The sequence below is a fragment of the Mycobacterium pseudokansasii genome (genome assembly GCF_900566075.1).
Taxonomy (GTDB): domain Bacteria; phylum Actinomycetota; class Actinomycetes; order Mycobacteriales; family Mycobacteriaceae; genus Mycobacterium; species Mycobacterium pseudokansasii.
This window is the reverse complement of the sequence record NZ_UPHU01000001.1, coordinates 5,037,761-5,062,815: the sequence shown is the minus strand read 5'-3', so window position 1 is coordinate 5,062,815 and position 25,055 is coordinate 5,037,761. Positions and strand designations below refer to the sequence as shown.

The following is a 25,055-nucleotide window of genomic DNA, read 5'->3' as shown; positions in this document are numbered from 1 at the left end:
ACGGCCTGGCCCGGCGAGTCGTCAGTGGGCGGCGGTAAGTTTGGACCGACATGAGTGTGCACGCGACCGATGCGAAGTCCGAAACCGATCAGCTGCTCGACGGCCTCAACCCGCAACAGCGCCAGGCGGTGTTGCATGAGGGCTCGCCGCTGCTGATCGTCGCGGGCGCGGGTTCGGGTAAGACGGCGGTGTTGACCCGGCGGATCGCTTACCTGATCGCCGCGCGTGGTGTCGCGGTCGGTCAGATCCTGGCCATCACCTTCACCAACAAGGCCGCCGCCGAGATGCGGGAACGTGTGGTGCGCCTGGTCGGCGCCCGGGCCCGGTACATGTGGGTGTCCACGTTTCACTCGACCTGTGTGCGCATCCTGCGCAACCAGGCGTCGCTGGTCGACGGCCTGAACTCGAATTTCTCCATCTACGACGCCGACGATTCGCGTCGGCTGCTGCAGATGATCGGCCGCGACATGGGCCTGGACATCAAGCGGTATTCACCCCGGTTATTGGCGAACGCGATCTCGAACCTGAAGAACGAGCTGATCGACTTCCATCGGGCGCTGGCAGACCTGACCGACGACTCAGATGACTTGGCACGTACCGTCGCATCCGTCTACGCCGAGTACCAGCGGCGGCTACGGGCGGCCAATGCGCTGGATTTCGACGACCTCATCGGCGAAACCGTCGCGGTATTGCAGAGCTTCCCGGACATCGCCCAGTACTACCGGCGACGGTTCCGGCACGTCCTGGTCGACGAGTACCAGGACACCAATCACGCGCAGTACGTATTGGTGCGCGAACTGGTCGGCCACGGCACGCAAGACGGCCCCGATAACCCGGTGCCGGCCGCGGAGCTGTGCGTCGTCGGCGACGCCGACCAGTCGATCTATGCCTTCCGCGGCGCGACCATCCGCAACATCGAAGACTTCGAGCGCGACTACCCCGACGCGACAACCATTCTGCTGGAACAGAATTACCGCTCCACACAGAACATCCTGTCGGCGGCCAACTCCGTGATCGCCCGCAACGCCGGGCGCCGGGAGAAGCGACTGTGGACCGACGCCGGCGAAGGGGAGTTGATCGTCGGCTACGTCGCCGACAACGAACACGACGAGGCCAGGTTCGTCGCAGAAGAGATCGACGCACTGGCCGAGCGTGGCGAGATCACCTATAACGACGTCGCCGTCTTCTATCGCACCAACAACTCGTCGCGGTCCCTGGAAGAGGTGTTCATCCGCGCCGGAATCCCGTACAAGGTCGTTGGGGGCGTGCGCTTTTACGAGCGCAAGGAGATCCGCGACATCATCGCCTACCTGCGGGTGCTGGACAATCCCGGCGACGCGGTCAGCATGCGGCGCATCCTCAACACGCCGCGCCGCGGCATCGGGGATCGCGCCGAGGCGTGCGTGGCCGTCTACGCCGAGAACACCGGCGCCAGTTTCGCCGACGCGCTACAAGCCGCGGCCGAGGGCAAAGTGCCGATGCTCAACACCCGCGCGGAGAAGGCGATCGCGGGCTTTGTGGAGATGCTCGACGGCCTGCGGGGTCGCCTCGACTCATCTCAAGGGGACCTCGGTGAGCTGGTCGAGGCGGTGCTGGAACGCACCGGATACCGCCGGGAGCTGGAATCGTCTACCGACCCGCAGGAGCTGGCGCGGCTGGACAACCTCAACGAACTCGTCAGCGTCGCACACGAATTCAGCGCCGACCAGGCGAATACCGCTGCGCTAGAACCGGACAACGAAGACGTGCCGGACACCGGCGTGTTGGCGGCGTTTCTGGAACGGGTGTCGCTGATCGCCGACTCTGACGAGATTCCCGAGCACGGTGCCGGTGTCGTCACGCTGATGACGTTGCATACCGCCAAGGGCCTGGAATTCCCGGTCGTGTTCGTGACCGGCTGGGAGGACGGGATGTTCCCGCACATGCGGGCGCTGGACGACCCGACCGAACTGTCCGAGGAGCGGCGGCTGGCCTACGTCGGCATCACGCGGGCCCGGCAACGGCTTTATGTCAGCCGGGCCATGGTGCGGTCTTCCTGGGGACAGCCGATGCTGAATCCGGAATCGCGCTTCCTGCGTGAGATCCCGCAGGAGCTCATCAACTGGCGCCGCACCGCGCCGAAGCCGTCGTTCAGTGCGCCGGTGAGCGGAGCCGGCCGGTTCGGCGCCCCGCGGTCGGCGCCCACCCGTTCTGCAGGGGCGAGCAAGCGCCCGCTGCTGGTGCTACAGCCCGGCGATCGGGTCACCCACGACAAGTACGGCTTAGGCCGGGTCGAGGAAGTCTCCGGCGTGGGGGAGTCCGCGATGTCGCTGATCGACTTCGGCAGTTCGGGGCGCGTCAAGCTGATGCACAACCACGCCCCGGTCACCAAGCTGTAGCGCTCTTGCGCCGACCGTGAACTCGCCGCGAAAATGCGTGGGATCCTCGCAGTAGCAACACGTTCGGCAAAAGGCACTAGCCCAGCTAGCCCAGCTACCCCAGCTACCCAGCTACTCCACGAGCCAGCGTTTGGTCGCCGGATGCAGGGCCAGCACCGCGCTGGCGATCGGCAGCAGTGGCAGGGTGTGCACGACCCACCCGACGCGCGCACCGGCGATGAACACGCCGCCGTAGGTCAACACCGCGACCACCGCACCCGCCGCGATGAGATAGCGCCCCAGAGGCCGGCGAAGCAGCAACATGATCACGCCGGTGACGGTGGCGGCGGCGAAGACCAGGGCCAGAAAGCCCACTGCGATGCAGAACAGTCGGTCGGTCCGCCACCATCCGGCAATCAGGTCGGTGGCCACCACCGAGGTGGCCCATCCGCTGACGATGCTGACCGCCGCGGCCGCGACGGCCGTCCAGGGGCTCGGCTCGTGGCCGATCGCGGCCGGTAGGGGCGGAAAGTGGTCCACCCGGCCGGTCGCGTCCAACGCTGCTGGGTGGCGCGAGATCTGGGTGGCCGCAGAATCGGACATCGCGGGCAGTGGTCCGGTCGGCGCCCGGCGGATGATGCGGGTGCGCGGTTCCTCGAGAGATCCAGTGGGCTCGGACGGGTTCTCAGGCGCGGGGGGACGGCTCGCTGCGGTCACCGGTCAGCCGGCGTAGTTGCCTACAAAGATTCCGCGGTTGGCCAGCCACGGGACGGGGTCGATCCGTTCGGTGCCGCCCAGGAGCACTTCGAAATGGAGATGCGGGCCGGTGGAAAAGCCCCGGTTGCCCATGGTGGCGATCTGGTCGCCCGCCATCACGCGCTGTCCGACGCTGACCAGCGTGGTGTTGACATGACCGTACAGGGTCACGGTGTCGTCGGCATGGCGCAGCTTGACCCACATGCCGTAGCCGGCGGTAGGGCCGGCATCGATGACGACGCCGTCCGACACCGCGTAGATCGGCGTCCCGATGGAGTTGGCCAGATCGATCCCAGCGTGCAGCACACCCCAGCGATACCCGAAATTCGACGTGAATATGCCTTTGGCCGGCAAAACATACAGCGGCTGCTGCAGTCGTGCCTCACGCTGCGCGCGCTCCTGCGCGAACGCCACACCGTGGGCGAGTTCCGCGTTGTGCACTGCCGCGCTTGCCGCCGGCTGCGCGGCAATAACCTGCACACCCCGGGGAGTGCCGCCCGACCCTCCGGTGAGCGCCGACGCATTAGCGCTCAACACGGTGTCGGCCGTGGTGGTGTCGGTTTGATGAGTTGCCGTATGCGCTGCGGCGGCAGCCGCACCGGCGGCCATGGCCGAGATCAGCAGGCGTCCCTTGGCCGCGCTGGTCGGCTGCTTGCGGTGCTGCCCGCCTCGCCGGGGCACCGGGGTGACAGTCGCGGCGTGCGGGCGCGGGGCAGGTGCTTGGCCTCCGGACTCGATGCTCAGAGCGGCCAGCACCTCAGTCGGGCCGGCTAGCCACGCGGGGGTCAGGTCGTCGGTCTCATGCAGGTCGTCGAGCTCGGGGGCCTGCAGTAACTGCACATCAGTGCCGAACTCGGGATCGCCGAAGTCCAGCTCGTCGAGGTCGGCGTGTTCCAGCTCGTCGAACCCGTCGAATCCGTCCAACGGGATGATTTCGGTGATTTCGTTACGGTGGTGACGTTGAAGCCGACGATCGCGGGATGCATAAAGCCCGCCTGCCGCGGCAGGACGGGCGAATCGGTGCTGGGACAATGCTGAAATGTCCTCGTATCGTGACCATAACGTTATCTGGACCCTGAGACGGTATCCGCTCATCAATGGGGCTGGCAACCTCAGGACAATAACCCACGCACAAATGTGATCTGTATCACGTTTGGACGTCGATGGTGTTTGGCGGCGTGCGCCACACCGACGGGATGCGATCGCGGCGGTCGTTTGGCGCCTCGCTACAGTTCCAACCGTGCGGTGTGCCGAATCTGGCTTCGCCGCCTCTAGGCCTGCCTACAGGCCCAGCAGATAGCCCAGCGAAGACAGTGAGCACATGGACCTTTTCGAGTATCAAGCCAAGGAACTGTTCGCCAAGCACAACGTGCCCAGCACGCCCGGCCGAGTGACCGACAGCGCCGAGGGCGCTAAGGCGATCGCCACCGAGATCGGTCGTCCGGTGATGGTCAAAGCACAGGTCAAAATCGGTGGGCGGGGCAAGGCTGGCGGTGTCAAATACGCCGCAACCCCAGACGACGCGTACCAGCACGCTCAGAACATCCTCGGCCTGGACATCAAGGGCCATATCGTCAAGAAACTGCTGGTCGCCGAGGCCAGCGATATCGCCGAGGAGTACTACATCTCCTTCCTGCTGGACCGCGCCAACCGCACGTACCTCGCCATGTGCTCGGTCGAGGGCGGCATGGACATCGAAGAAGTGGCCGCTACCAAGCCGGCGCGGCTGGCCAAGGTTCCGGTGGACGCGGTCAAGGGCGTTGATGTGGCGTTTGCGCGTTCCATCGCCGAGCAGGGTCACCTGCCGGCCGAGGTGCTCGACGCCGCCGCGGTCACCATTTCCAAGCTGTGGGAGCTGTTCGTCGCCGAGGACGCCACCCTGGTCGAGGTCAACCCGCTGGTGCGCACCCCCGACAACCAGATCCTGGCGCTGGACGCCAAGATCACTCTCGACGCCAACGCCGATTTCCGTCATCCCGATCATGGCGAGTTCGAGGACCGCGCGGCCACCGATCCGCTGGAGCTGAAGGCCAAAGAGCACGACCTTAACTACGTCAAGCTGGACGGGCAGGTCGGCATCATCGGCAACGGCGCCGGCCTGGTGATGTCGACCCTCGATGTCGTCGCCTATGCAGGTGAGAAGCACGGCGGCGTCAAGCCGGCCAACTTCCTCGACATCGGTGGCGGCGCGTCGGCCGAGGTCATGGCCGCCGGACTGGACGTGGTGCTGGGTGACGAGGACGTCAAGAGCGTGTTCGTCAACGTCTTTGGCGGCATCACCTCGTGCGATGCCGTGGCCACCGGGATCGTCAAGGCGCTGGAGATCCTGGGCGGTGAGGCCAACAAGCCGTTGGTGGTGCGGCTGGACGGCAACAACGTCGACGAAGGCCGGCGCATCTTGGCCGAGGCCAACCACCCCCTGGTGACGTTGGTGCCGACGATGGACGAGGCCGCCGACAAAGCCGCCGAGCTGGCGAGCGCCTGAAAGGACCTGTACAGATGTCGATCTTCTTGAACAAGCACAACCAGGTCATCGTCCAGGGCATCACCGGCTCTGAGGCCACCGTCCACACCGCGCGGATGCTCAAGGCGGGCACCCACATCGTGGGTGGGGTGAACGCGCGCAAGGCGGGCACCACCGTCACCCATGAGGACAAGGGCGGCCGGTTGACCAAGTTGCCGGTGTTCGGCAGTGTCGCGGAGGCGATGGCGAAGACCGGCGCCGACGTCTCGATCATCTTTGTGCCGCCGCGATTCGCCAAGGACGCGATCATCGAGGCGATCGATGCGGAAATCCCGTTGCTGGTGGTCATCACCGAGGGCATACCGGTGCAGGACACCGCCTACGCCTGGGCCTACAACGTAGGCAAGGGCGGCAAGACCCGCATCATCGGCCCGAACTGTCCCGGCATCATCACGCCCGGCCAAGCGCTGGTGGGCATCACCCCGGCCAATATCACCGGACCTGGCCCGATCGGCCTGGTGTCCAAGTCCGGCACGCTGACCTACCAAATGATGTTCGAGCTGCGCGACCTCGGCTTTTCCACTGCCATCGGGATCGGCGGCGACCCGGTGATCGGCACCACCCATATCGACGCGATCGAGGCCTTCGAAAAGGATCCCGACACCAAGCTGATCGTGATGATCGGCGAGATCGGTGGTGACGCCGAAGAGCGCGCGGCCGACTTCATCAAGGCCAATGTGTCCAAGCCGGTCGTGGGCTACGTAGCGGGATTCACCGCGCCGGAGGGCAAAACCATGGGCCACGCGGGCGCTATCGTGTCCGGCTCGTCGGGCACCGCGGCCGCCAAGAAAGAGGCACTCGAGGCGGCCGGCGTGAAGGTCGGCAAGACGCCGTCGGAAACCGCGGCCCTCGCCCGGGAAATCCTGAAGACTCTTTAGCGCGAGCAGCCGCAAAAGCCCCCGACACGCCGAGCGTGCGGGGGCTTTTGCGGCTGCTCGCGCCTAGGCCGCGGCGGCCAGCTTGCCCGCCAGCCGCTCCACATAGGCGGCAACCGCATCTGCGGAGCGGTCCGGCAGGCCGAACAGCACCTCGGTCACTCCCAACTCGGCCCAGTGCGCCAGCTTCTCGGGCACCGGTTTGAAGTCCAGGGCCACGATCTGGGGACCCCCGTCGCGGCCGGCGGCCGCCCAGGTGTCCTGCAGCAACGTCACCGGCTCGTCGATGTCGACATCACGCGGCGTGGTGATCCAGCCGTCGGCGCTACGCGCAATCCACCTGAAGTTCTTCTCGGTACCGGCGGCGCCGACCAGTATCGGGATGTGTGGCTGCACGGGCTTGGGCCACGCCCAGCTGGGCCCGAACTTGACGAATTCGCCGTCGTAGGCGGCTTCTTCTTGGGTCCACAACGCCCGCATCGCTTCGAGGTATTCGCGCAACATGGTGCGCCGGCGTCCCGGCGGCACTCCATGGTCGGCGAGTTCGTCGGTGTTCCAGCCGAATCCGACGCCGACGCTGACCCGCCCTCCGGATAGATGGTCCAGCGTCGCAATGCTTTTGGCCAGCGTGATCGGGTCGTGCTCCACCGGCAGCGCAACCGCGGTTGACAGCCGGACCCGGGAGGTGACCGCTGAAGCCGCGCCCAGACTCACCCACGGGTCCAGCGTGCGCATATAGCGGTCGTCCGGCAGCGACGCGTCGCCCGTCGTGGGATGGGCGGCCTCCCGCTTGACCGGGATGTGCGTGTGTTCGGGCACGTAAAAAGTGCGAAAGCCATGGTCGTCGGCCAGTTTCGCGGCTGCGGCCGGGGAGATGCCACGGTCGCTGGTGAAAAGGACAAGCCCGTAATCCATGAACAGAATTAGAACGTGTTCTACCTCAGCCGGGCAAGCGGCTCATCCGGCGATCGTCGGAAGCGGTGACGGGGCCGGTATCGCGGGGGCAAGGTCGCCACGGCGCGAGTACCCGGCGGTGCGCTAGCGTGGGTCATCGAATCGTGTCGCAGGGAGCAATCGTCGCATTGCAGCAGGCGTAGCGACGGCACCGGAGGTAACAGGAGGAGCCATGACCTACTCACCAGGTAGTCCCGGATATCCGCCCGCGCAATCGGCCGGCTCCTACGGAGGCGCCACACCGTCGTTCGCCAAGGCTGACGACGGTGTCAGCAAGCTTCCGATGTACCTGAGCATGGCGGTTGCCGCGCTCGGGCTGCTGGCGTATCTCGCGAGCTTCGGACCGATGTTCACGGTCAGTTCAGAACTCGGCGGGGCCGGCAGCGAGGTTTCCGGCGATACCGGGTTAGCCGTCGGCCTGGCTCTGCTGGCCGCACTGCTTGCCGGGGTGAGTCTGCTGCCCAAGGCCAAGAGCTACGTGGCCATCGCCGCGGTGGTCTCGGTGTTGGGCGTGTTGCTGATGATCTCGGCGACCTTCAACAAGCCAAGCGCCTATTCGACCGGCTGGGCACTGTGGGTTGTGTTGGTGTTCATCGTGTTTGAGGCGGTTGCCGCGGTTGGCGCGCTGCTGTTGGATGCGGGTGTCATCTCGGCGCCGGCGCCGCGGCCCAAATTCGATGCTTACGGCCAGTATGGCCAGTACGGCCAATACGGACAGTACGGCGGTCAGCCCGGCGGGTATTACGGTCAACCGAGCGCGCAGCAGCAGGCCGCACCCAGCCCTGCGCAGCCGGCCGGATATGGATCGCAATATGGCGGTTATTCGTCCAGCGCCGGCTCCAGCCCGTCGACCGGCGGGTTCGGCGCCCAGCAACCCGCCCAGTCGGCGCCCCAGCCGATGCACCAGGGTCCGTCCACCCCACCCACCGGCTTCCCGAGCTTCGGCCCACCGCCGCCGGTCAGTGCCGGAACGGGATCCCAGGCCGGGTCGGCTCCGGTCAACTACTCAAACCCCGCCGGGGGGCCGCAGTCTTATGGGCAGGGGCACGGCCAGCAGTCGTCGTCACCCGGTTCGGCGCCGGTCTAATCGGGCGCTCTCGCGCTGAGTAGGCACGTGCGCGAAGAGTGAATAGGGTGTCGGCAAAAAACGAGGACAACCGAGCAGCGGGTGCTCGCCAGGCACGCGACCTCGTCAAGGTTGCGTTCGCTCCTGCCGTGATGGCGCTGGTCATCATCGCCGCCGTTACGCTGCTGCAGCTACTGATCGCCAACAGCGACATGACGGGGGCGCTGGGCGCGATCGCCAGTATGTGGCTGGGCGTGCACCAGGTGCCGATCTCGATCGGCGGTCGTGAACTCGCCGTGATGCCGCTGTTGCCGGTTCTGCTGATGGTATGGGGCACCGCGCGCACGACGGCCTTGGCCACCTCGCCCTATTCGTCTTGGCTTGTTGTGCGATGGGTTGTCGCGTCGGCGCTGGGCGGGCCGCTGCTGATCGCGGCGATCGCCCTGGCGGTCATCCACGACGCGTCGTCGGTCATCACCGAACTACAGACACCCAGCGCGCTGCGGGCATTCACCGGCGTGCTGGTAGTGCATGCCATCGGCGCGGCGATCGGGGTGTGGTCGCGGGTGGGCAGACGGGCTTTGGCGGCTTCGCGACTTCCGAATTGGCTGGGCGATTCGGTGCGAGCCGCTGCCGGCGGCGTGTTGGCGTTGCTGGGACTATCCGGCTTGGTGACGGCAGGGTCGCTGGTTGTTCACTGGGCGACGATGCAAGAGCTCTACGGGATCACCGACTCGATCTGGGGCCAATTCAATCTCACGCTGCTCTCGGTGCTGTATGCACCCAACGTCTTCGTCGGCGCCGCGGCGGTCGCGGTGGGGTCCAGTGCCCATATCGGCTTTGCGACGTTCAGCTCGTTCACCGTCTTCGGCGGCGACATTCCAGCCGTGCCGATCCTTGCCGCAGTACCCACGCCGCCGCTCGGGCCGGCGTGGGTCGTCTTGCTGATCATCGGAGCAGCATCTGGGGTCGCGCTGGGGCAGCAGTGCGCCCGCCGGCCGCTGCCGGTGCTTCCGGCGATGGCCAAGGTGTTGGTGGCCGCGGTGATCGGGGCGTTGGTGATGGCGCTGCTCGGTTACGCCGGCGGCGGCAAGCTGGGCAACTTCGGCGCTGTCGGCGTCGACGAGGGGGCCTTGCTGATCGGTGTGTTCTTTTGGTTCACCGTCATCGGCTGCCTCACGGTGGCGATGGCCGGCGGGATCACCAGGCGTCCGCGCTCGCCGAAACCGCGGCCCGTCCCGCCGGTGGCGGAAGAAACGCCTGCGGTCGCGTTCGACGAGTACGATCAGCCGCGTGATGTGGACGAAGATTCGCCGCATCTCGCGGACGCCGGCCTCGAGGTTCCCGGCGACGACGAAGGGTCCGCAGCAGATGAAGCCGGGTCGGACTCAGCCCCCCCGCGCGAGGATTAGCCGGCTGCACATGGTGCGCCGCCTGCTGCGGTAGCGTGGTGTCCTCGCAAGCGAGCCTGTACTTAGCCTGAATCCGTGGATCGGCTGGTGGTTTGATCGGCGTGTGAACAGCGAAAATGCCTTCTGGCCTGGGATAATACGAGTGCTGAAGTCGTCTTTTTCCAGTGTTCAGGAAGGCATTTTCGGTGCATTCATCGTATACGTTCACTCTCGGGTCGGCGGTGTTTGACGAGCCGAATCTGGTGTCGGCCGCGGGTTTGGTTCCGGTGCTGGAATTGGCTGAGCAGACCGGGCTTTCGGAATTGATCGGTGAGCATGTGGATCTGCCGTCGACACGGGTGGCCTCCGGTGCGGTCAACCCGGTCGGGAAGCTGACCTCGATCATCGCCGGGATGATGTGCGGCGCGGACTGCATCGACGACGTCGACGTGTTGCGTGCCGGCGGCACGCCACGGGTGTTCAACGAGGTGTATGCGCCCTCGACATTGGGGATCTTCTTGCGCGAGTTCACTTTCGGGCATGCCAACCAGCTCGCGGCCGTGGCTCGCGCGCATCTGGTGGCGCTCGCGCAGCGGGTGCCGCTGTTGCCCGGCATCGAAGAGCGCGCCTTTTTGGACATCGACTCGCTGCTGCGTCCGGTCTACGGGCGCCATAAGCAGGGTGCTTCGTTCGGGCACGCCAAGATCGCCAGCCGTGCGCTGCTGCGGTTGGGTCTGTCGCCGCAGATCACCACGATCTCGACCGCGCAGGCCCCACCGGTGATCGCCGAGGCGCGGCTGCGCAGCGGTAAGGCCGGCTCCGGCCGCGCCGCGGCCTGGCAGGTCAAACAAGCCATCACCACCGCCCGCGGGTGCGGGGCCGGCAAGATCATGCTGCGCGGCGACACCGCGTTCGGCAATAAAAAGGTGATCGGCGCCTGCATCGCCGAAGGCGTCGAGTTCTCCCTGTCGATGACCCGAAATCGGGCCATTACCACCGCGGTCGAGGGCATCGACGAGGCCGCCTACACCCCGGTGCACTACCCGGGCGCGGTCGAAGACCCTGACACCGGGGCGCTGATCTCCGATGCCGAGGTCGCCGAAACTCCCTACACCCTACGGCTGGGGCGGGGCAAGAAGATCACGGCCCGACTGGTAGTGCGCCGGGTCAAAGACGCCCGCTACCCGGATGCGTTGTTTCCGGTGTGGCGCTATCACCCATTTCTGACCAACTCCGAGCTGCCCACTGCCGAGGCCGACATCACCCACCGCCGCCACGCCATCATCGAGACCACCTTCGCCGACCTGATCGATGGCCCACTGGCTCGGATCCCTTCAGGGCTGTTCGCCGCGAACTGCGCCTGGTTGGCCTGCGCGGTGATCGCCCATAACCTGCTGCGCGCCACCGGGACCCTCGCCGGCGGTCACCACATCGTGGCCCGCGGTGCCACCCTGCGCCGCGACCTGGTCAACGTGCCCGCCCGCTTCGCCGCACCGGCCCGCAAACCGATGCTGCACCTACCCGTCCACTGGCCCCGACAAGTCGAGTGGAAAGCCCTGTGGGACAGCGTCATCGGCTACCCGACTGCGCAACCCCGCGCCGCTTGACCAAGCGGCCAGCCCCTGTCCACCCCGCCATCCAGGCCCGACCCGAGGAACCCCTAAAGGAAAAGCTGGTGCAGGCCAGCGGATCACATACACGCCAAAGTGTCCACGCCCCAGCGCCACTCGCCCGAACCCGCCGATGACCACCCGAAATCATCGATCCACGGATTCAGGCTTAGGTTGTCGAGGCTTGCGTACAGCGTGCCGACACGCCGGGTGGCACTAGCTGTGGATGCGGGTTCGACGCGCCTACACGGACGGCTCGATTGTCTGGCTCCTCCTCCGGCCGCTGGCGCGCCCGGCTCGGATATGGCGGGTCGCCAGACTGGGCCCGATTGTCTGGCTCCTCCTCCGGCCGCTGGCGCGCCCGGCTCGGATATGGCGGGTCGCCAGACTAGCCCCGATTGTCTGGCTCCTCCTCCGGCCGCTGGCGCGCCCGGCATCGTCGCCAGACTAGGCTCGCCGTGTGCAGGAACCGCTCCGGGTACCCCCGAGTGCACCGACGCGAGTGGTAGTGCTGGCATCGGGCACCGGATCGCTGCTGAACGCGCTGCTGGAAGCCGCCGCGGGCGACTATCCGGCGCGGATCGTCGCCGTCGGGGTGGATCGCGAGTGCCGGGCCGCCGAGATCGCGGCGCGGGCATCGGTGCCGAGCTTCACGGTCCGGGTCACCGACTACCCCGGCCGCGACGCCTGGGACGCGGCCATCACCGATGTCACCGCCGCCCATTCACCCGATCTGGTGGTATCGGCCGGATTTATGAGAATCCTTGGGCCGCAATTCCTGTCACGATTCAGCGGCCGCATCCTCAACACCCATCCCGCCCTGCTGCCGGCATTCCCGGGTGCCCACGGAGTGGCTGATGCGTTGTCCTACGGTGTAAAGGTCACCGGCTGTACGGTGCATCTGGTGGATGCCGGCGTGGACACCGGGCCGATACTGGCGCAGCAGGCCGTTCCGGTGCTCGAGGGTGACGACGAAGAGACATTGCACGAGCGCATCAAGGTCATCGAACGGCGACTACTCGTCGACGTGGTGGCCGCGATTGCCACCGGCGGCCTGACCTGCATCGGACGAAAGGCGACTCTGGGATGAGCACAGTATGACCGGCGACGGCGTAAGGAAGCCGATCCGCCGCGCGTTGATCAGCGTGTACGACAAAACGGGGCTGGTAGAACTGGCTCAGGGCTTGACGGCGGCCGGCGTCGAGATCGTCTCCACCGGATCAACGGCGAAGACCATTGCCGGCAAAGGCATTCCGGTAACCCGCGTCGAGGAGCTCACCGGCTTTCCGGAGGTGCTCGACGGCCGGGTTAAGACCTTGCACCCACGCGTGCACGCCGGGCTGCTGGCCGACCTGCGTAAGCCCGAACACCAGGCCGCGCTGGACAAACTCGGGGTCGCGGCGTTCGAACTGCTGGTGGTCAACCTGTATCCGTTCAGCCAGACGGTCGAATCCGGCGCGGGTATCGACGAATGCGTCGAACAGATCGACATCGGCGGGCCGTCGATGGTTCGGGCGGCGGCCAAGAATTTTCCCAGCGTGGCCGTGGTCACCGACCCACTCGGGTACGACGGGGTGCTTGCCGCGCTGCGCAGCGGCGGATTTAGCCTCGGCGAGCGTAAGAAGCTGGCGTCACTGGCATTTCAGCACACCGCCGAATACGACATCGCCGTCGCGAGCTGGATGCAGTCGACGCTGGCGCCAGAGCAGCCCGAAACGGCCTTCCCGCATTGGTTCGCCCGAAACTGGCGCCGTCAGGCGATCCTGCGCTACGGCGAGAACCCGCACCAGCAGGCCGCCCTCTACACCGACCCGGGCGCGTGGCCAGGGCTGGCACAAGCCGAGCAGCTGCACGGAAAAGAGATGTCTTACAACAACTTCACCGACGCGGATGCGGCCTGGCGGGCGGCCTTCGATCACGAACAAATCTGTGTGGCCGTCATCAAGCACGCTAACCCCTGCGGCATCGCAATCTCGTCGGTTTCCGTCGCCGACGCACATCGCAAGGCCCATGCCTGCGACCCGCTGAGCGCCTACGGCGGCGTGATCGCGGCCAACACCGAGGTCAGCGTCGAGATGGCGGAGTACGTCAGCACTATCTTCACCGAAGTCATCGTCGCGCCGGCGTACGAGCCGGGTGCCCTAGACCTATTGGCGCGCAAGAAGAACGTCCGGGTGCTGCTGGCGCCCGAACCGCAGAACAGCGGCGCCGAATTGCGTCCGATCAGCGGAGGGCTGCTGATGCAGCAGCGCGACCAGCTCGACGCACCCGGCGACAACCCGGCCAACTGGACGCTGGTAACCGGATCGCCGGCCGACCCGGCGACGTTGACCGATTTGGTGTTCGCCTGGCGCGCCTGCCGCGCGGTGAAGTCGAACGCGATCGTGATCGTCACCGACGGCGCCACCGTGGGGGTCGGCATGGGTCAGGTCAATCGGGTCGATGCCGCGCGGCTGGCCGTCGAACGAGGTAATGCACGCGGCGGCGAGCGAGTGCGCGGCGCCGTCGCGGCCTCCGATGCCTTCTTCCCGTTTCCCGACGGACTGCAGACGCTGACCGCTGCGGGGGTCGAGGCGATCGTGCATCCCGGCGGGTCGGTGCGCGACGACGAGGTAACTGCAGCGGCGGCCGAAGCCGGTGTCACCCTATATCTCACCGGAGCGCGCCACTTCGCCCACTGAGGGCAGGAAAGTGCCCGGAAAGTCAGCGTCGGCATCCACTCTCGTCGCCAGAAGAAAGTTGGCGTCGTAGCGTGGAGTGGTGACTTCACCGAGTAACCTGCCGCGTACCGTGGGCGAGCTGCGTGCCTCCGGTCATCGTGAGCGGGGGGTCAAGCAAGAAATCCGGGAAAACCTGCTGACTGCATTGGCCGAGGGGTCCGATATCACGGCCGTCTGGCCGGGGATCCTGGGCTTTGAGGACACGGTGTTGCCGCAAGTGGAGCGGGCCCTGATCGCAGGTCATGACTTCGTCCTGCTCGGCGAACGCGGCCAGGGCAAGACCCGGCTGCTGCGCGCGTTGACCGGGCTGCTCGACGAGTGGACGCCGGTGATCGCCGGAGCCGAACTGGGGGAGCACCCGTATCGGCCGATCACGCCGGAATCGATCCGGCGGGCCGCGCAACTGCGTGATGACCTGCCGGTGGCATGGAAGCATCGCAGCGAGCGCTATACGGAGAAGCTGGCCACCCCCGACACCAGCGTGGCTGACCTGGTCGGCGACATCGACCCGATCAAAGTCGCCGAGGGCCGCAGTCTCGGCGACCCCGAGACCATCGCTTACGGCCTGATCCCGCGGGCACATCGCGGTATCGTCGCGGTCAACGAATTGCCCGACCTGGCCGAGCGCATTCAGGTGTCGATGCTCAACGTCATGGAGGAGCGCGACATCCAGGTCCGCGGCTACACGCTGCGGCTGCCGTTGGACGTCCTGGTCGTCGCCAGCGCCAACCCCGAGGACTACACCAACCGCGGTCGCATCATCACGCCCCTCAAGGACCGGTTCGGCGCCGAAATCCGTACCCACTACCCGCTGGAGCTGGATGCGGAAGTGGGTGTGATCGTGCAGGAGGCGCACTTGAGCGCGCAGGTACCCGACTATCTGATGCAGGTGATCGCGCGATTCGCCCGGTACCTGCGGGAGTCGCACTCGATCGACCAACGGTCCGGGGTGTCGGCCCGATTCGCTATCGCAGCGGCGGAAACGGTCGCGGCCGCGGCGCGGCATCGGGGCGCGGTGCTGGGCGAGACGGATCCGGTGGCCCGCGTGGTCGATCTGGGAACGGTGATCGACGTGTTGCGGGGCAAGCTGGAGTTCGAGTCCGGCGAAGAAGGCCGCGAACAGGCCGTACTCGAGCATCTGTTGCGCCGTTCGACCGCCGACACCGCGTCCCGAGTGCTCGGCGGCATCGACGTCGCCCAATTGGTGACCGCCGTCGAGCGGGGTTCGTCCGTGACGACAGGCGAGCGGGTGTCGGCCAAGGACGTGCTGGCCGCGGTTCCGGGGCTGCCCGTCGTCGACAGGATCGCCAGAAAGCTGGGCGCGGAATCCGAGGGTGAGCGCGCCGCCGCGCTGGAACTCGCGTTGGAGGCGTTGTACCTTGCCAAGCGCATCGACAAGGTGTCCGGGGAAGGCCAAACCGTCTATGGCTAAGCCTTTTGGGGGACACTCTTCGCGCTACTCGGCATACACCGGCGGACCCGACCCGCTGGCGCCGCCGGTCGATTTGCGCGAGGCCCTCGAACAGATCGGCCACGACGTGATGGCCGGCGCCTCGCCGCGCCGGGCACTGTCCGAACTGCTGCGCCGCGGCACCAAGACCATGCCCGGCGCCGACCGGCTGGCCGCGGAGGCAAACCGGCGCCGACGGGAGCTGTTGCGCCGCAACAACTTAGACGGCACTTTGCAAGAGATCAAACGACTGCTCGACGAAGCGGTGCTGGCCGAACGCAAGCAACTGGCCCGCGCACTGGACGACGACGCCCGATTCTCGGAGCTGCAGCTGGATGCGTTACCGCCGTCACCGGCCAAAGCCGTTCAGGAGCTTTCCGAGTACCGCTGGCGCAGCGGTGAGGCCCGCGAAAAATACGGCCAGATCAAGGATTTGCTCGGCCGCGAGCTGCTCGACCAACGCTTCGCCGGGATGAAGCAAGCACTGGAAGGCGCGACCGACGAGGACCGGCGCCGGGTCAACGAGATGCTGGACGATCTCAACGACCTGTTGGACAAGCACGCCCGCGGCGAGGACACCCCGCAGGACTTCCAAGACTTCATGGACAAGCACGGCGAGTTCTTTCCGGAGAACCCGCGCAACGTCGAGGAGCTGCTGGACTCGCTGGCCAAGCGGGCAGCCGCGGCGCAGCGATTCCGCAACAGCCTGAGCCAGGAGCAGCGGGACGAGCTTGATGCGTTGGCGCAGCAGGCATTTGGCTCGCCGTCGCTGATGCAGGCGCTGAGCCGGCTCGATACCCATCTGCAAGCCGCGCGCCCCGGCGAGGATTGGACCGGATCGCAGCAGTTCTCCGGGGACAACCCGTTCGGTATGGGCGAGGGCACCCAGGCGCTGGCCGATATCGCTGAGCTGGAGCAGCTGGCCGAGCAATTGTCGCAGAGCTACCCGGGCGCCACCATGGACGACGTCGACCTCGACGCGCTGTCGCGCCAGCTCGGCGACCAGGCTGCCGTCGACGCCAGAACGCTCGCCGAATTGGAACGCGCACTGGTCAATCAGGGTTTCCTGGATCGTGGTTCCGACGGCCAGTGGCGCCTGTCGCCCAAGGCGATGCGCAGGCTGGGCGAGACCGCGTTACGTGATGTGGTGCAACAGCTTTCCGGACGTCGTGGCGAACGGGATCACCGGCGCGCCGGTGCCGCCGGAGAGCTGACCGGTGCGACCCGGCCCTGGCAGTTCGGTGACACCGAGCCGTGGAACATCTCCCGGACGCTGACCAATGCCGTACTGCGCCAGGCCGGGACGACGTCGATGCCCCGTTCGGGCATTCGGATCACCGTCGACGACGTTGAGGTTTCCGAGACCGAGACCCGTACCCAGGCCGCGGTTGCGTTGCTGGTCGACACCTCATTTTCGATGGTGATGGAAAATCGGTGGCTGCCGATGAAGCGAACGGCACTGGCGCTCAATCACTTGGTGTGCACGCGTTTCCGCTCAGATGCCCTGCAGATCATTGCGTTTGGCCGCTACGCCCGAACCGTGACGGCGGCCGAGCTGACGGGTTTGGAAGGTGTCTATGAGCAGGGCACCAACCTGCATCACGCACTGGCGCTGGCGGGACGTCACCTGCGCAAGCATCCCAACGCACAGCCGGTCGTGCTGGTGGTGACCGACGGTGAGCCCACCGCCCATTTGGAGGATTTCAGCGGCGACGGTTCTGCGACCGTGTTCTTCGACTACCCACCGCATCCGCGGACCATTGCCCACACGGTGCGGAGTTTCGACGATATGGCCCGGCTGGGTGCGCAGATCACGATCTTCCGGCTGGGCAGTGACCCGGGTCTGGCCCGGTTCATCGACCAGGTCGCACGACGGGTGGAGGGCCGGGTCGTGGAACCCGATCTCGACGGGCTGGGGGCGGCGGTAGTGGGCGACTACCTCCGGTCGCGGCGACGCAGGTAGCTGGCAACACCGTGGCGCGACGACGCACTGACGGATTCCATTGGCATAATTCGCCTTTAGCGTTGCGTGCGTAGTCCTCCTGGTTCGCCGCGTCTTGCGGCATCAGCCACACCAGCCACATCGGCCTCCTGTGCGTGAGGGGTCGCGTTGACTCACTAAAGGTGCCCGGCTAATAGCGACAAACCCTGCGCGACTTGGCTTGTCGCTGCGAGGCGGGCAAATCGTGTACCGACCGAACCCCCGGGCCTCCTGGGGCCGATGTGATTGCGGGCCAACCGAGTCGCTACCTCAAGGCAACGCATCCCAGAGTCGCTGCGGCCGTCGCTTCAAACGCGAATGCTACCGCCCGATATGCCGGCACCAGCCACGATAGGCCGGTTGCAGCGGGGCTGTTCAGACGAACGACTACGAAAGTGGGTTAGAAGTTTGGGATATACGCATTTCGCGGTGCCCGAACATAAGCCGCTTTGGTCAACCGAGAGCTTCGGCTTGGGCAATGGCCCAGGCCGCATTGACCAGCCCGATGTGACTGAACGCCTGCGGGAAGTTGCCCAACAGCTCGCCGGTGACGGGGTCGACCTCTTCGGAGAGCAGTCCTACGTCGTTGCGGTAACTGATGGCGCGCTCGAACACTTCGCGCGCCCGGTCGAGCTGGCCGGAGGCTGCCAGGGCTTGCGCCAACCAGAATGTACACAGCAGAAACGTGCCCTCTTGTCCGGTCAGGCCGTCGGCATTGGCGTCGACGCTGGTGCGATACCGATAGACCAAGCCGCGCGAGTCGACGAGCTGATCGGCGATAGCGTCGATGGTGGCCAGCACTCGAGGGTCGTCGGCGGGCAAGAAGCCGACCAGCGGAATCATCAGCGCTGAGGCGTCCAGGTCGTCGCTTTCGAATGCCTGGGTAAACGCGTTGGCCGCGTCGCTCCACCCGCGGGTAAGGATCTGATGCCGGATTTCGTCGGCCGCTTTGCGCCACCCGTCGACCCTGTCCCCGGCGCCGAGTGCATCGACCATGGCGATGGCGCGGTCGAGCGCGACCCAGCACATCAGCTTGGAGTAGAGAAAGTGTTGCGGCTCGCCACGCACTTCCCAGATACCCGAATCACGTTGCTGCCAAAGACGTGCGGCGGCATCGGCGGAGCCGACGAGAAACTCGCGTCCCGCAGCGGCGCAGGGGCGGTCCGGGTGCAGCTGTTTGGCCAGGCGGTGTGCCGCACCCAGCAGTTCGCCGTACACGTCGATCTGGCTTTGCCCCCAGGCGCCGTTGCCGACCCGCACCGGACGGCTGTCGCGCCAACCGCGGAGATGACTAAGCTCACGTTCGGACAGATCATGTTCGCCACCTATGCCGAACATGATCTGGAGAGGTTCGTCGGCGCGTAGTTGTCCGGCGGAGCTGACCGCGAGGTAGTCGAAAAACTGCTCCGCCTCGTCTGGACAAGCGGCTACCCAGAGGGCTTCCAACGTGAGGCTGGCGTCCCGGACCCACGAATACCGGTAATCCCAGTTACGTTCTCCACCAATCTCTTCCGGCAGGGACGTCGTGGGGGCGGCGACCACTGCCCATGTGGGTTGGTAGGTCAATGCCTGCAGAACTCTGCCGCTGTGATGCACCAGATCGTGCCACGGTCCGTCATAGCTCTGATGGACCTTCGACCACAACCGCCACGCGTCGATCGTCGCCGTGAGCGCTGCATCGAGCTCGGCCGCTGACATGGATTCAGGACACGCCTCCGAGGTGGTGCGATGTTGCAACCCGAGGGACATCCGCTCACCCTCTCGGATCCGGAATCGGCCGCCGGCGTCGGAATCGGTAATCCCCAGCGGAATTGGGCAACACAGGAGCAGGACATCGGCGCCGCCGCGTACCAGGATGCAGCCGTCGGCAGTGGACACCAACGGTGTGACCACCCCATATTCCGGGCGTGCCGAGAATTCGACGGTCACCTCCACCTCGCCCGCGGTACACGTTAGCGACCGCACTAGCAGCCGAGGTGCGGTCGCGCCCAACTGGTGCGGGTCATCCACGTACCCGGTGGCGAGCGCATCGCATAGCACCAGCGTGCCGGTGCCGGTGGTGAACGTCGTCTCGAGCACCATGGTCTGGTCGACGTAACGGCGTTTGACCTCCGCGCCGGGATCGGTGGGGTGCACCGAGAAAAACCCGGCGTCCGCGTCGAGCAGTCTGGCGAACACCGATGGCGAGTCGAACCGGGGCAAGCAGAGCCAGTCGACTGAACCGCTGCGACTGACCAGCGCTGCAGTGTGCCGGTCAGAGAGCAGGGCGTAGTCGGCGATTGCTGTGGTGCTCACCGGGTGCCTCCTAGGGTGCCGCGTAGTTCCTCGCTTGCCTACCACACAGTTGGCCGTGTCATGGCGATTCTCGCGGCGCGATTTCCGGGTTGCGGGTACACCGCCGTTGTGTCGTCGTGGCAGCCCGCGATTCGCGGCCCTTCCGCAACAGCCGGTTTCAGCGCATCGGCAGGCCGGGAACCATTGTTCGTCGCCGCAGTTGTGAATCGTCGAACCGAGTGGGCGGTGTGACCTCTACTTCGCCCAAAGGCGCTGACCTGGCGGCTGCCAACGACAACATGCCATGCATATCGCGCATGTATACCTAAGAGGAGGGTATCCCGTTTGCAGCAATCAGCATGGCCGGTGCCCACCGATTGCCGAGCCGATTCACTGTAATACTGAACCGAGGAGATCGATATGACTGCGCACCGAAGCACCAATGCCTGGCCCAGCCTGCGCGTCGACGAGTGGACGCCAACCCGGGAAACGCTGCATATGTGGACGCAGATCGTCGGTAAGATCCGGCTCGCTCACGCGCCCATGGTCAACCATTGGTGGCAGGTGACGTTGTACGTTACCCCCCGCGGTTTGACGACGTCCGCAATCCCTTATGGGAAAGAGGTCTTCGATATCGAATTCGATTTCGTTGACCATCAGTTGGTGATCCGCAGCAGCACCGGCGCTACCCGTACCGTCCGACTGGAACCGAAATCGGTCGCCGACTTCCACGCTGAAACCATGCAGGCATTGGCCGAATTGGGCTTCCCCACGCGCATTCAGTCACACCCCAACGAGGTCGACCCGGCTCCTCGGTTCGCCGAGGACGTCGCGCACGCCTCCTACGACCCGCACGCGGCGAACCTGTTCTGGCGCCAACTGATTCAGGCTCACCGTGTGTTGAGCCGGTTCCGGTCCCGGTTCGCCGGAAAGGTGAGTCCGGTACATTTCTTCTGGGGTGCAATGGATATCGCGTGTACCAGATTTTCCGGACGTGGCGCACCCCGGCATCCTGGCGGTGCCCCCAACTTGGGCGATTGGGTTATGGCGGAAGGATATTCGCGAGAGCTGAGCAGTTGCGGGTTCTGGCCAGGCGGTGGTGAGGAGGGCGCCTTCTATGCCTACGCCTATCCCGAACCTGACGGCTTCGCCGGTCACGCCGTCACTCCCGAGCAGGCCTACTACAGCAAAGACCACGGCGAGTATCTACTGCCCTACGAGATCGTGCGACAGGCAGCCGACCCGGATCAGGTGCTTCTGGGATTCTTGCAGGACACCTACGAAGCAGTGGCCACCAGAGCTGAGTGGGATCGCGCCCTGCTGGAAGAAGATCCGGATCGTTGGAAGGGGCGGTGAAACACGCTCCTGAGGAATGCCTTTGAACATCGGCGACGTGACGACGGGATGCGTTCTCGACGTGGTTCGCAACCACGGTGACTGGTGCCCGGCCTACCGCAGCGCCGATCACTGGTCAATAGGCGTCGCGGGTTCGGCCGCCGGGGGATCCGTACAGGTATGGGTAGTGGACATCGGGGTCGTTGGGGGGCCGCATGTTCGGTGGTGGCGGCGCGGTGCGCCAGGCGGCCGGGAGATGGCAACCGGTGTTGTAGGAGTAGGCCAGCAAATGCCCGTGGTTTACGAGATTGATCAGCGTGCCGTCATCTCGGATTTGCGAATCATTGGCCGATCCCAACGGCAGGGGTGGGTCACCGGGGGCGGAGTTGTTGGGCCGAAAACCGGCCGCTTTGAACACCGGTGCCAGCTCGGTGACAATTTGCAGCCATTGCTCTGGGGTGGGTGCAGGTTCGCCGAAGAAATGGTCGCTTTCCTCTTGCCGGCCGATGGTGCGGACGAACGGGTCGTTGCAGCCGTTAGTCGGATGACTCACTGGGGTGCTGGAGAACTTTGTCTGTGGGGCGTATTCGGCGATCGCCGCCCGGATGGTGGCGTCGAGGTTGGCTAGTTGCTGCTGGACCGTCTCTAAGTCGGGGCGTTGGTTGACGATTGTTTGTAGGCGGTCCAGCTCGTCGCGGCCGGGGTTGGCGTACGGATCCAACGTATTGGGTTTGAGGCAGCTGGTGAGAAGTAGCGTGATGCTGAGCAGTCCGGCCGTCAAGGGACGGCGTGCTCGATTCATGAGGTCCTCAGCGGGATTGGAGGCGGCATTTCGTGGGGGCCGGCGCCAGCCGGGAGCGCGTCCACGCCGACCGCGCGGGGGCGTGATGAGGTCGTCGGTTTCCGGCAAGCACCCACTGCCATGTTGTAGCCGCGCAGTTGGCCCCCTACGGTGCGGCGCGGAACGCACCGAACTCGGGAATCGCGTGGGACACATCACTATTGATTCGGTAGGTATGCCCTGGCTGCGATCGCTGGTCAAAAGGCGTCGCGGGTTCGGCCACCGGGCGATCCGTACAGGTATGGGTAGTGAACGTCGGGGTCGTTGGGGGGCCGCATGTTTGGTGGTGGTGGGGCGGTGCGCCAGGCGGCCGGGAGGTGACACCCGGTGTCGTAGGAGTAGGACAGTGGGCTGTTCGCGTCGCCGTTCACCAAATCGATCAACACGCCGTCATCGCGGATCTGCGAGTCGTTTGCCGATCCCAAAGGAAGTGGGGGATCGCCCGGGGTGGCGTTGTTAGGCCGAAAACCCGCTGCCTTGAACACCGGCGCTAGCTCGGTGACGATCTGCAGCCACTGCTGTGGGGTTGGTGCAGGTTCGCCGAAGAATATGTCGCTTGTGAATTGCCGTCCGATGGTCCGGACGAAAGGGTCGCTGCAACCGCCGGGTGGATGTCCGAGCTTGAGATTCGTGAATCTGGTCTGTGGCGAGTACTTCGCGATTGCTGACCTGATAGTTGTGTCGAGGTTGGCTAGTTGCTGCTGGACCGTCTCTAAGCCGGGGCGTTGGTTGACGATTGTTTGTAGGCGATCCAGCTCGTCGTGGCCGGGATTTGCATAAGGGTCGAAGGTATTGGGTTTGACGCAGCTGGTGAGCAGCATAGTGATTGCGAGCAGCCCGGCGGCACCGAACCGATGTGCTCGGTTCATTCGTGGTGCAGAGGGATCGGAGGTGGTACTTCATAAGGGCCAGCACCACCGGGAAGCCGGTCCACACCGACCGCGCGAGGTGTGATGAGGTCATCGGGGAGTCCGGCCAGCACCGCTGCCATGTTGTAGCCGCTCATCCGAAGTTCGCCGTTGCTTCCCATGCGGGCATACTCCGAATGGCCGTAGGCCCGCTCATGAAGGTTCCCGTCCCCATACTCACCCCCTAGGGCCAGTCCAGTACTGGTCGAAAGTTCAGTCATGCCGGGCACATCTTGCGGTGCGGCGCCAAAGGCGCCGAATTCGGGGATTATCTGGGACACATCATCATTGACGCCAATCATGTAGTAGGCATGCCCTGGCTGCACACCCAACTGTGATGCGCTGGTGAGTTCGGTGCCAGGCGAACCGTACAGCACGACGTCGCTTACTGGTGACCCCTGCTGCAACGCCAGACTTGTCACCAGGGACCCGTAGGAGTGCCCGAATGCGGTGATGCGTTGATCCGAAACATTGCTGCCAGCCGCGATGCCCTTGTAGAAGCGGTTCAATGGCCCTGCGGCATCGCGAGCCGACCAGTCATGCGTCACGTCCTTTAGGCTGTCCGGCGCGTCGTAACCTAACCAGGCAATGGATGCCACGGCATCAGGGTTCGGGACGTGAGCGCGTCGACGCAGGAGGCTCGCCTCACGTCGCTGAGCTTGGGCTTCGCCAACCATATCCTTGACGCTGGAGCTGACCCGCGTGTTTAAACCGCCCACAGTCACCCCGACTCGTTCCGCATTGTCAACATCACCAACACCAACCGCCGCCAATACTTTGCGGGGATTGCTGGTGGTGTCCAGCAGGAGCAGGCTGGCCCCCTCATTTGCTGGGTCAGTAAGCGCGTCGCGCAGCGCCTGCAGATCCGCCAGCTTCTCAGTGTCCGTATGCCACAAGCCATTTCCATCCAGCCAACCGCGCTGCAGCCGGTCGAGTTCGCGTTGCAGCACCGGCATATTGAGTTCGTTGCGAACTCCGGTCGGGATGCCGTCGAGGTTGCGAATGGCGTTCGGAAACCACTCTTTCACCCGATCCTGCTGTCCCGGTGTCAGCGAATGCCACCACTTACTCACCTCCGTGGGGTCGCTGTCCGGCGGCGGCATCTGCGGTATCTTGGGTGGCTCATGGCTGAGTTGGGTGTTGACCTGCTCAGGTGACAAGTCCCCGGCGGCGCCCCGAATCGCCGCGGCCAGATCCTCATCGGCGGTCTCGGCGTCAGCCAGCAGACGCTTGATGCTTTCCGTCAGCCTGATCGCGGCATTGAGAATCGACTGCTGATCAGCAGGGGAGTACGACGACAAGTCAGCAGCCGGCAACGCCGTACCGGTCGCATTGTCAATCGTCAGGTGGTAATCCCGGGCACTATCGCGAATGGCCTGCAGCCGCAACTTGATTGCGGTCACCTCTTCGGCCGATTTCTCCGCGGCACGTGCGACCGCCTCGCACGCATCGGCATGGTAGTCGAGAAGCATTGTCGTGCGGTGCGTCGCCGCCAGCGCGGCATCGGCGGCATCACCACCGAAGTCCAGCAACAGCATGGTGTCACTGAGCGCCGCCGATGTGGTTCGGGTGCCGTGTGCGCGGTCAATCGCCGCCTGAAACACCGTCCTGATTGCCGCAGGATCCCAGCGCTCAATATCCGCTAACGTCAGCGCCATTCGAATCGACCGCTGCTGCCAGCCTGCGTACGGACCGCGGCCAGCGCCGCGGCGTTGCTCTGGTCCATCTCAGCGAAGCCGACCGCCGCGAGATGCATGCCGCAGGAATGCTCACCGAATCGGTCGGCGTGGGTGGCGCTGACCGTCTCCCAGCTACCCAGCAACCCCGACAGCGCGCCAGCCGAGGAACCGACCCATCCCGACCGCGCGCCTTCGGCTGCACCGTGGCATGACTGGTGCAAGACCAGCAGTGACTCACCGTGATTGGCCAACTCAGATCCCACCCGGGACAGGACTTCAGGAACGACACGCAACGTCTTCATCGTCGACCCTCCCGATCGGCCAGCAAGCCTCC

Annotated in this window: 19 protein-coding genes; 11 read left to right on the top strand and 8 right to left on the bottom strand. The window is 65.5% G+C overall.

Going from position 1 to position 25,055, the window contains the following annotated elements:
• The first annotated feature begins 50 nt into the window (after positions 1–50).
• A complete protein-coding gene (pcrA, locus tag EET10_RS22695; RefSeq protein ID WP_036402022.1) occupies positions 51–2,378 on the top strand; it encodes a DNA helicase PcrA in 2,328 nt (775 codons plus the stop codon).
• 111 nt (positions 2,379–2,489) lie between these two features.
• Here the strand turns inward: pcrA and EET10_RS29740 are convergent, their stop codons facing one another.
• Complete coding sequence (locus tag EET10_RS29740) at positions 2,490–3,074, bottom strand: hypothetical protein (protein WP_036402019.1); 585 nt, start codon at positions 3,072–3,074, stop codon at positions 2,490–2,492.
• 3 nt (positions 3,075–3,077) lie between these two features.
• On the bottom strand, positions 3,078–4,055 hold the full coding sequence (locus tag EET10_RS22685) for a M23 family metallopeptidase (RefSeq protein ID WP_246013746.1): 978 nt from the start codon (positions 4,053–4,055) through the stop codon (positions 3,078–3,080).
• A gap of 379 nt (positions 4,056–4,434) precedes the next feature.
• Here EET10_RS22685 and sucC point away from each other — a divergent pair, with 379 nt between their 5' ends.
• Together sucC and sucD are read left to right on the top strand one after the other, a co-directional pair.
• Positions 4,435–5,598: an ADP-forming succinate--CoA ligase subunit beta gene (gene sucC, locus EET10_RS22680; protein WP_036402013.1), complete on the top strand. Its 1,164-nt coding sequence runs from the start codon at positions 4,435–4,437 to the stop codon at positions 5,596–5,598.
• A 14-nt stretch (positions 5,599–5,612) separates the two neighbouring features.
• Positions 5,613–6,515, top strand: coding sequence for a succinate--CoA ligase subunit alpha (gene sucD / locus EET10_RS22675; protein ID WP_036402010.1), 903 nt, complete (start codon positions 5,613–5,615; stop codon positions 6,513–6,515).
• A 63-nt stretch (positions 6,516–6,578) separates the two neighbouring features.
• Here the strand turns inward: sucD and EET10_RS22670 are convergent, their stop codons facing one another.
• Positions 6,579–7,427, bottom strand: coding sequence for an LLM class F420-dependent oxidoreductase (locus EET10_RS22670; RefSeq protein ID WP_099187670.1), 849 nt, complete (start codon positions 7,425–7,427; stop codon positions 6,579–6,581).
• 211 nt (positions 7,428–7,638) lie between these two features.
• Between EET10_RS22670 and EET10_RS22665 the strand changes: the two genes are divergently transcribed.
• From EET10_RS22665 to EET10_RS22635, 7 genes are all read left to right on the top strand, one after another.
• Positions 7,639–8,553, top strand: coding sequence for a DUF5336 domain-containing protein (locus EET10_RS22665; protein ID WP_063468190.1), 915 nt, complete (start codon positions 7,639–7,641; stop codon positions 8,551–8,553).
• 38 nt (positions 8,554–8,591) lie between these two features.
• The gene (locus EET10_RS22660) at positions 8,592–9,944 is read left to right on the top strand and encodes a cell division protein PerM (RefSeq protein ID WP_081260764.1); all 1,353 of its coding nucleotides are present in this window, start codon (positions 8,592–8,594) and stop codon (positions 9,942–9,944) included.
• A 185-nt stretch (positions 9,945–10,129) separates the two neighbouring features.
• Positions 10,130–11,530 (top strand): IS1380 family transposase, encoded by a 1,401-nt coding sequence (locus tag EET10_RS22655; RefSeq protein WP_122502310.1) that lies wholly within the window; start codon positions 10,130–10,132, stop codon positions 11,528–11,530.
• 463 nt (positions 11,531–11,993) lie between these two features.
• Positions 11,994–12,623 (top strand): phosphoribosylglycinamide formyltransferase, encoded by a 630-nt coding sequence (purN, locus tag EET10_RS22650; protein WP_036402008.1) that lies wholly within the window; start codon positions 11,994–11,996, stop codon positions 12,621–12,623.
• A 7-nt stretch (positions 12,624–12,630) separates the two neighbouring features.
• Complete coding sequence (gene purH / locus EET10_RS22645; RefSeq protein ID WP_122502516.1) at positions 12,631–14,214, top strand: bifunctional phosphoribosylaminoimidazolecarboxamide formyltransferase/IMP cyclohydrolase; 1,584 nt, start codon at positions 12,631–12,633, stop codon at positions 14,212–14,214.
• 76 nt (positions 14,215–14,290) lie between these two features.
• Complete coding sequence (locus EET10_RS22640; RefSeq protein ID WP_063468191.1) at positions 14,291–15,685, top strand: sigma 54-interacting transcriptional regulator; 1,395 nt, start codon at positions 14,291–14,293, stop codon at positions 15,683–15,685.
• Positions 15,678–17,666: a VWA domain-containing protein gene (locus EET10_RS22635; protein ID WP_036402004.1), complete on the top strand. Its 1,989-nt coding sequence runs from the start codon at positions 15,678–15,680 to the stop codon at positions 17,664–17,666. The genes EET10_RS22640 and EET10_RS22635 overlap by 8 nt, the downstream gene beginning before the upstream one ends.
• 471 nt (positions 17,667–18,137) lie before the next feature.
• On the opposite strand, the gene EET10_RS22630 is transcribed toward EET10_RS22635, so the two are convergent.
• Positions 18,138–19,979, bottom strand: a complete 1,842-nt coding sequence (locus tag EET10_RS22630; RefSeq protein WP_122502515.1) for a glycoside hydrolase family 15 protein — start codon at positions 19,977–19,979, stop codon at positions 18,138–18,140.
• Between the two features lie 399 nt (positions 19,980–20,378).
• Here EET10_RS22630 and EET10_RS22625 point away from each other — a divergent pair, with 399 nt between their 5' ends.
• A complete protein-coding gene (locus EET10_RS22625; RefSeq protein WP_036402000.1) occupies positions 20,379–21,314 on the top strand; it encodes a DUF5996 family protein in 936 nt (311 codons plus the stop codon).
• Between the two features lie 115 nt (positions 21,315–21,429).
• Here the strand turns inward: EET10_RS22625 and EET10_RS22620 are convergent, their stop codons facing one another.
• The 4 genes from EET10_RS22620 to EET10_RS22605 form a co-directional block, all read right to left on the bottom strand.
• Positions 21,430–22,095: an LppA family lipoprotein gene (locus tag EET10_RS22620; protein ID WP_036401997.1), complete on the bottom strand. Its 666-nt coding sequence runs from the start codon at positions 22,093–22,095 to the stop codon at positions 21,430–21,432.
• A gap of 236 nt (positions 22,096–22,331) precedes the next feature.
• Positions 22,332–23,003: an LppA family lipoprotein gene (locus EET10_RS22615; protein WP_122502514.1), complete on the bottom strand. Its 672-nt coding sequence runs from the start codon at positions 23,001–23,003 to the stop codon at positions 22,332–22,334.
• Complete coding sequence (locus EET10_RS22610; protein WP_122502513.1) at positions 23,000–24,700, bottom strand: alpha/beta hydrolase family protein; 1,701 nt, start codon at positions 24,698–24,700, stop codon at positions 23,000–23,002. The genes EET10_RS22615 and EET10_RS22610 overlap by 4 nt, the downstream gene beginning before the upstream one ends.
• Positions 24,691–25,023: a WXG100 family type VII secretion target gene (locus EET10_RS22605; RefSeq protein ID WP_244602051.1), complete on the bottom strand. Its 333-nt coding sequence runs from the start codon at positions 25,021–25,023 to the stop codon at positions 24,691–24,693. The genes EET10_RS22610 and EET10_RS22605 overlap by 10 nt, the downstream gene beginning before the upstream one ends.
• Positions 25,024–25,055 lie beyond the last annotated feature (32 nt).

Bases quoted from the DNA above. Each gene is read 5' to 3' on its own strand.
- pcrA (WP_036402022.1), top strand. From the start codon at position 51: ATGAGTGTGCACGCGACCGATGCGAAGTCCGAAACCGATCAGCTGCTC.
- sucC (WP_036402013.1), top strand. From the start codon at position 4,435: ATGGACCTTTTCGAGTATCAAGCCAAGGAACTGTTCGCCAAGCACAAC.
- sucD (WP_036402010.1), top strand. From the start codon at position 5,613: ATGTCGATCTTCTTGAACAAGCACAACCAGGTCATCGTCCAGGGCATC.
- EET10_RS22670 (WP_099187670.1), bottom strand. From the start codon at position 7,427: ATGGATTACGGGCTTGTCCTTTTCACCAGCGACCGTGGCATCTCCCCG.
- EET10_RS22665 (WP_063468190.1), top strand. From the start codon at position 7,639: ATGACCTACTCACCAGGTAGTCCCGGATATCCGCCCGCGCAATCGGCC.
- purH (WP_122502516.1), top strand. From the start codon at position 12,631: ATGACCGGCGACGGCGTAAGGAAGCCGATCCGCCGCGCGTTGATCAGC.
- EET10_RS22635 (WP_036402004.1), top strand. From the start codon at position 15,678: ATGGCTAAGCCTTTTGGGGGACACTCTTCGCGCTACTCGGCATACACC.
- EET10_RS22625 (WP_036402000.1), top strand. From the start codon at position 20,379: ATGACTGCGCACCGAAGCACCAATGCCTGGCCCAGCCTGCGCGTCGAC.
- EET10_RS22620 (WP_036401997.1), bottom strand. From the start codon at position 22,095: ATGAATCGAGCACGCCGTCCCTTGACGGCCGGACTGCTCAGCATCACG.
- EET10_RS22615 (WP_122502514.1), bottom strand. From the start codon at position 23,003: ATGAACCGAGCACATCGGTTCGGTGCCGCCGGGCTGCTCGCAATCACT.
- EET10_RS22610 (WP_122502513.1), bottom strand. From the start codon at position 24,700: ATGGCGCTGACGTTAGCGGATATTGAGCGCTGGGATCCTGCGGCAATC.
- EET10_RS22605 (WP_244602051.1), bottom strand. From the start codon at position 25,023: ATGAAGACGTTGCGTGTCGTTCCTGAAGTCCTGTCCCGGGTGGGATCT.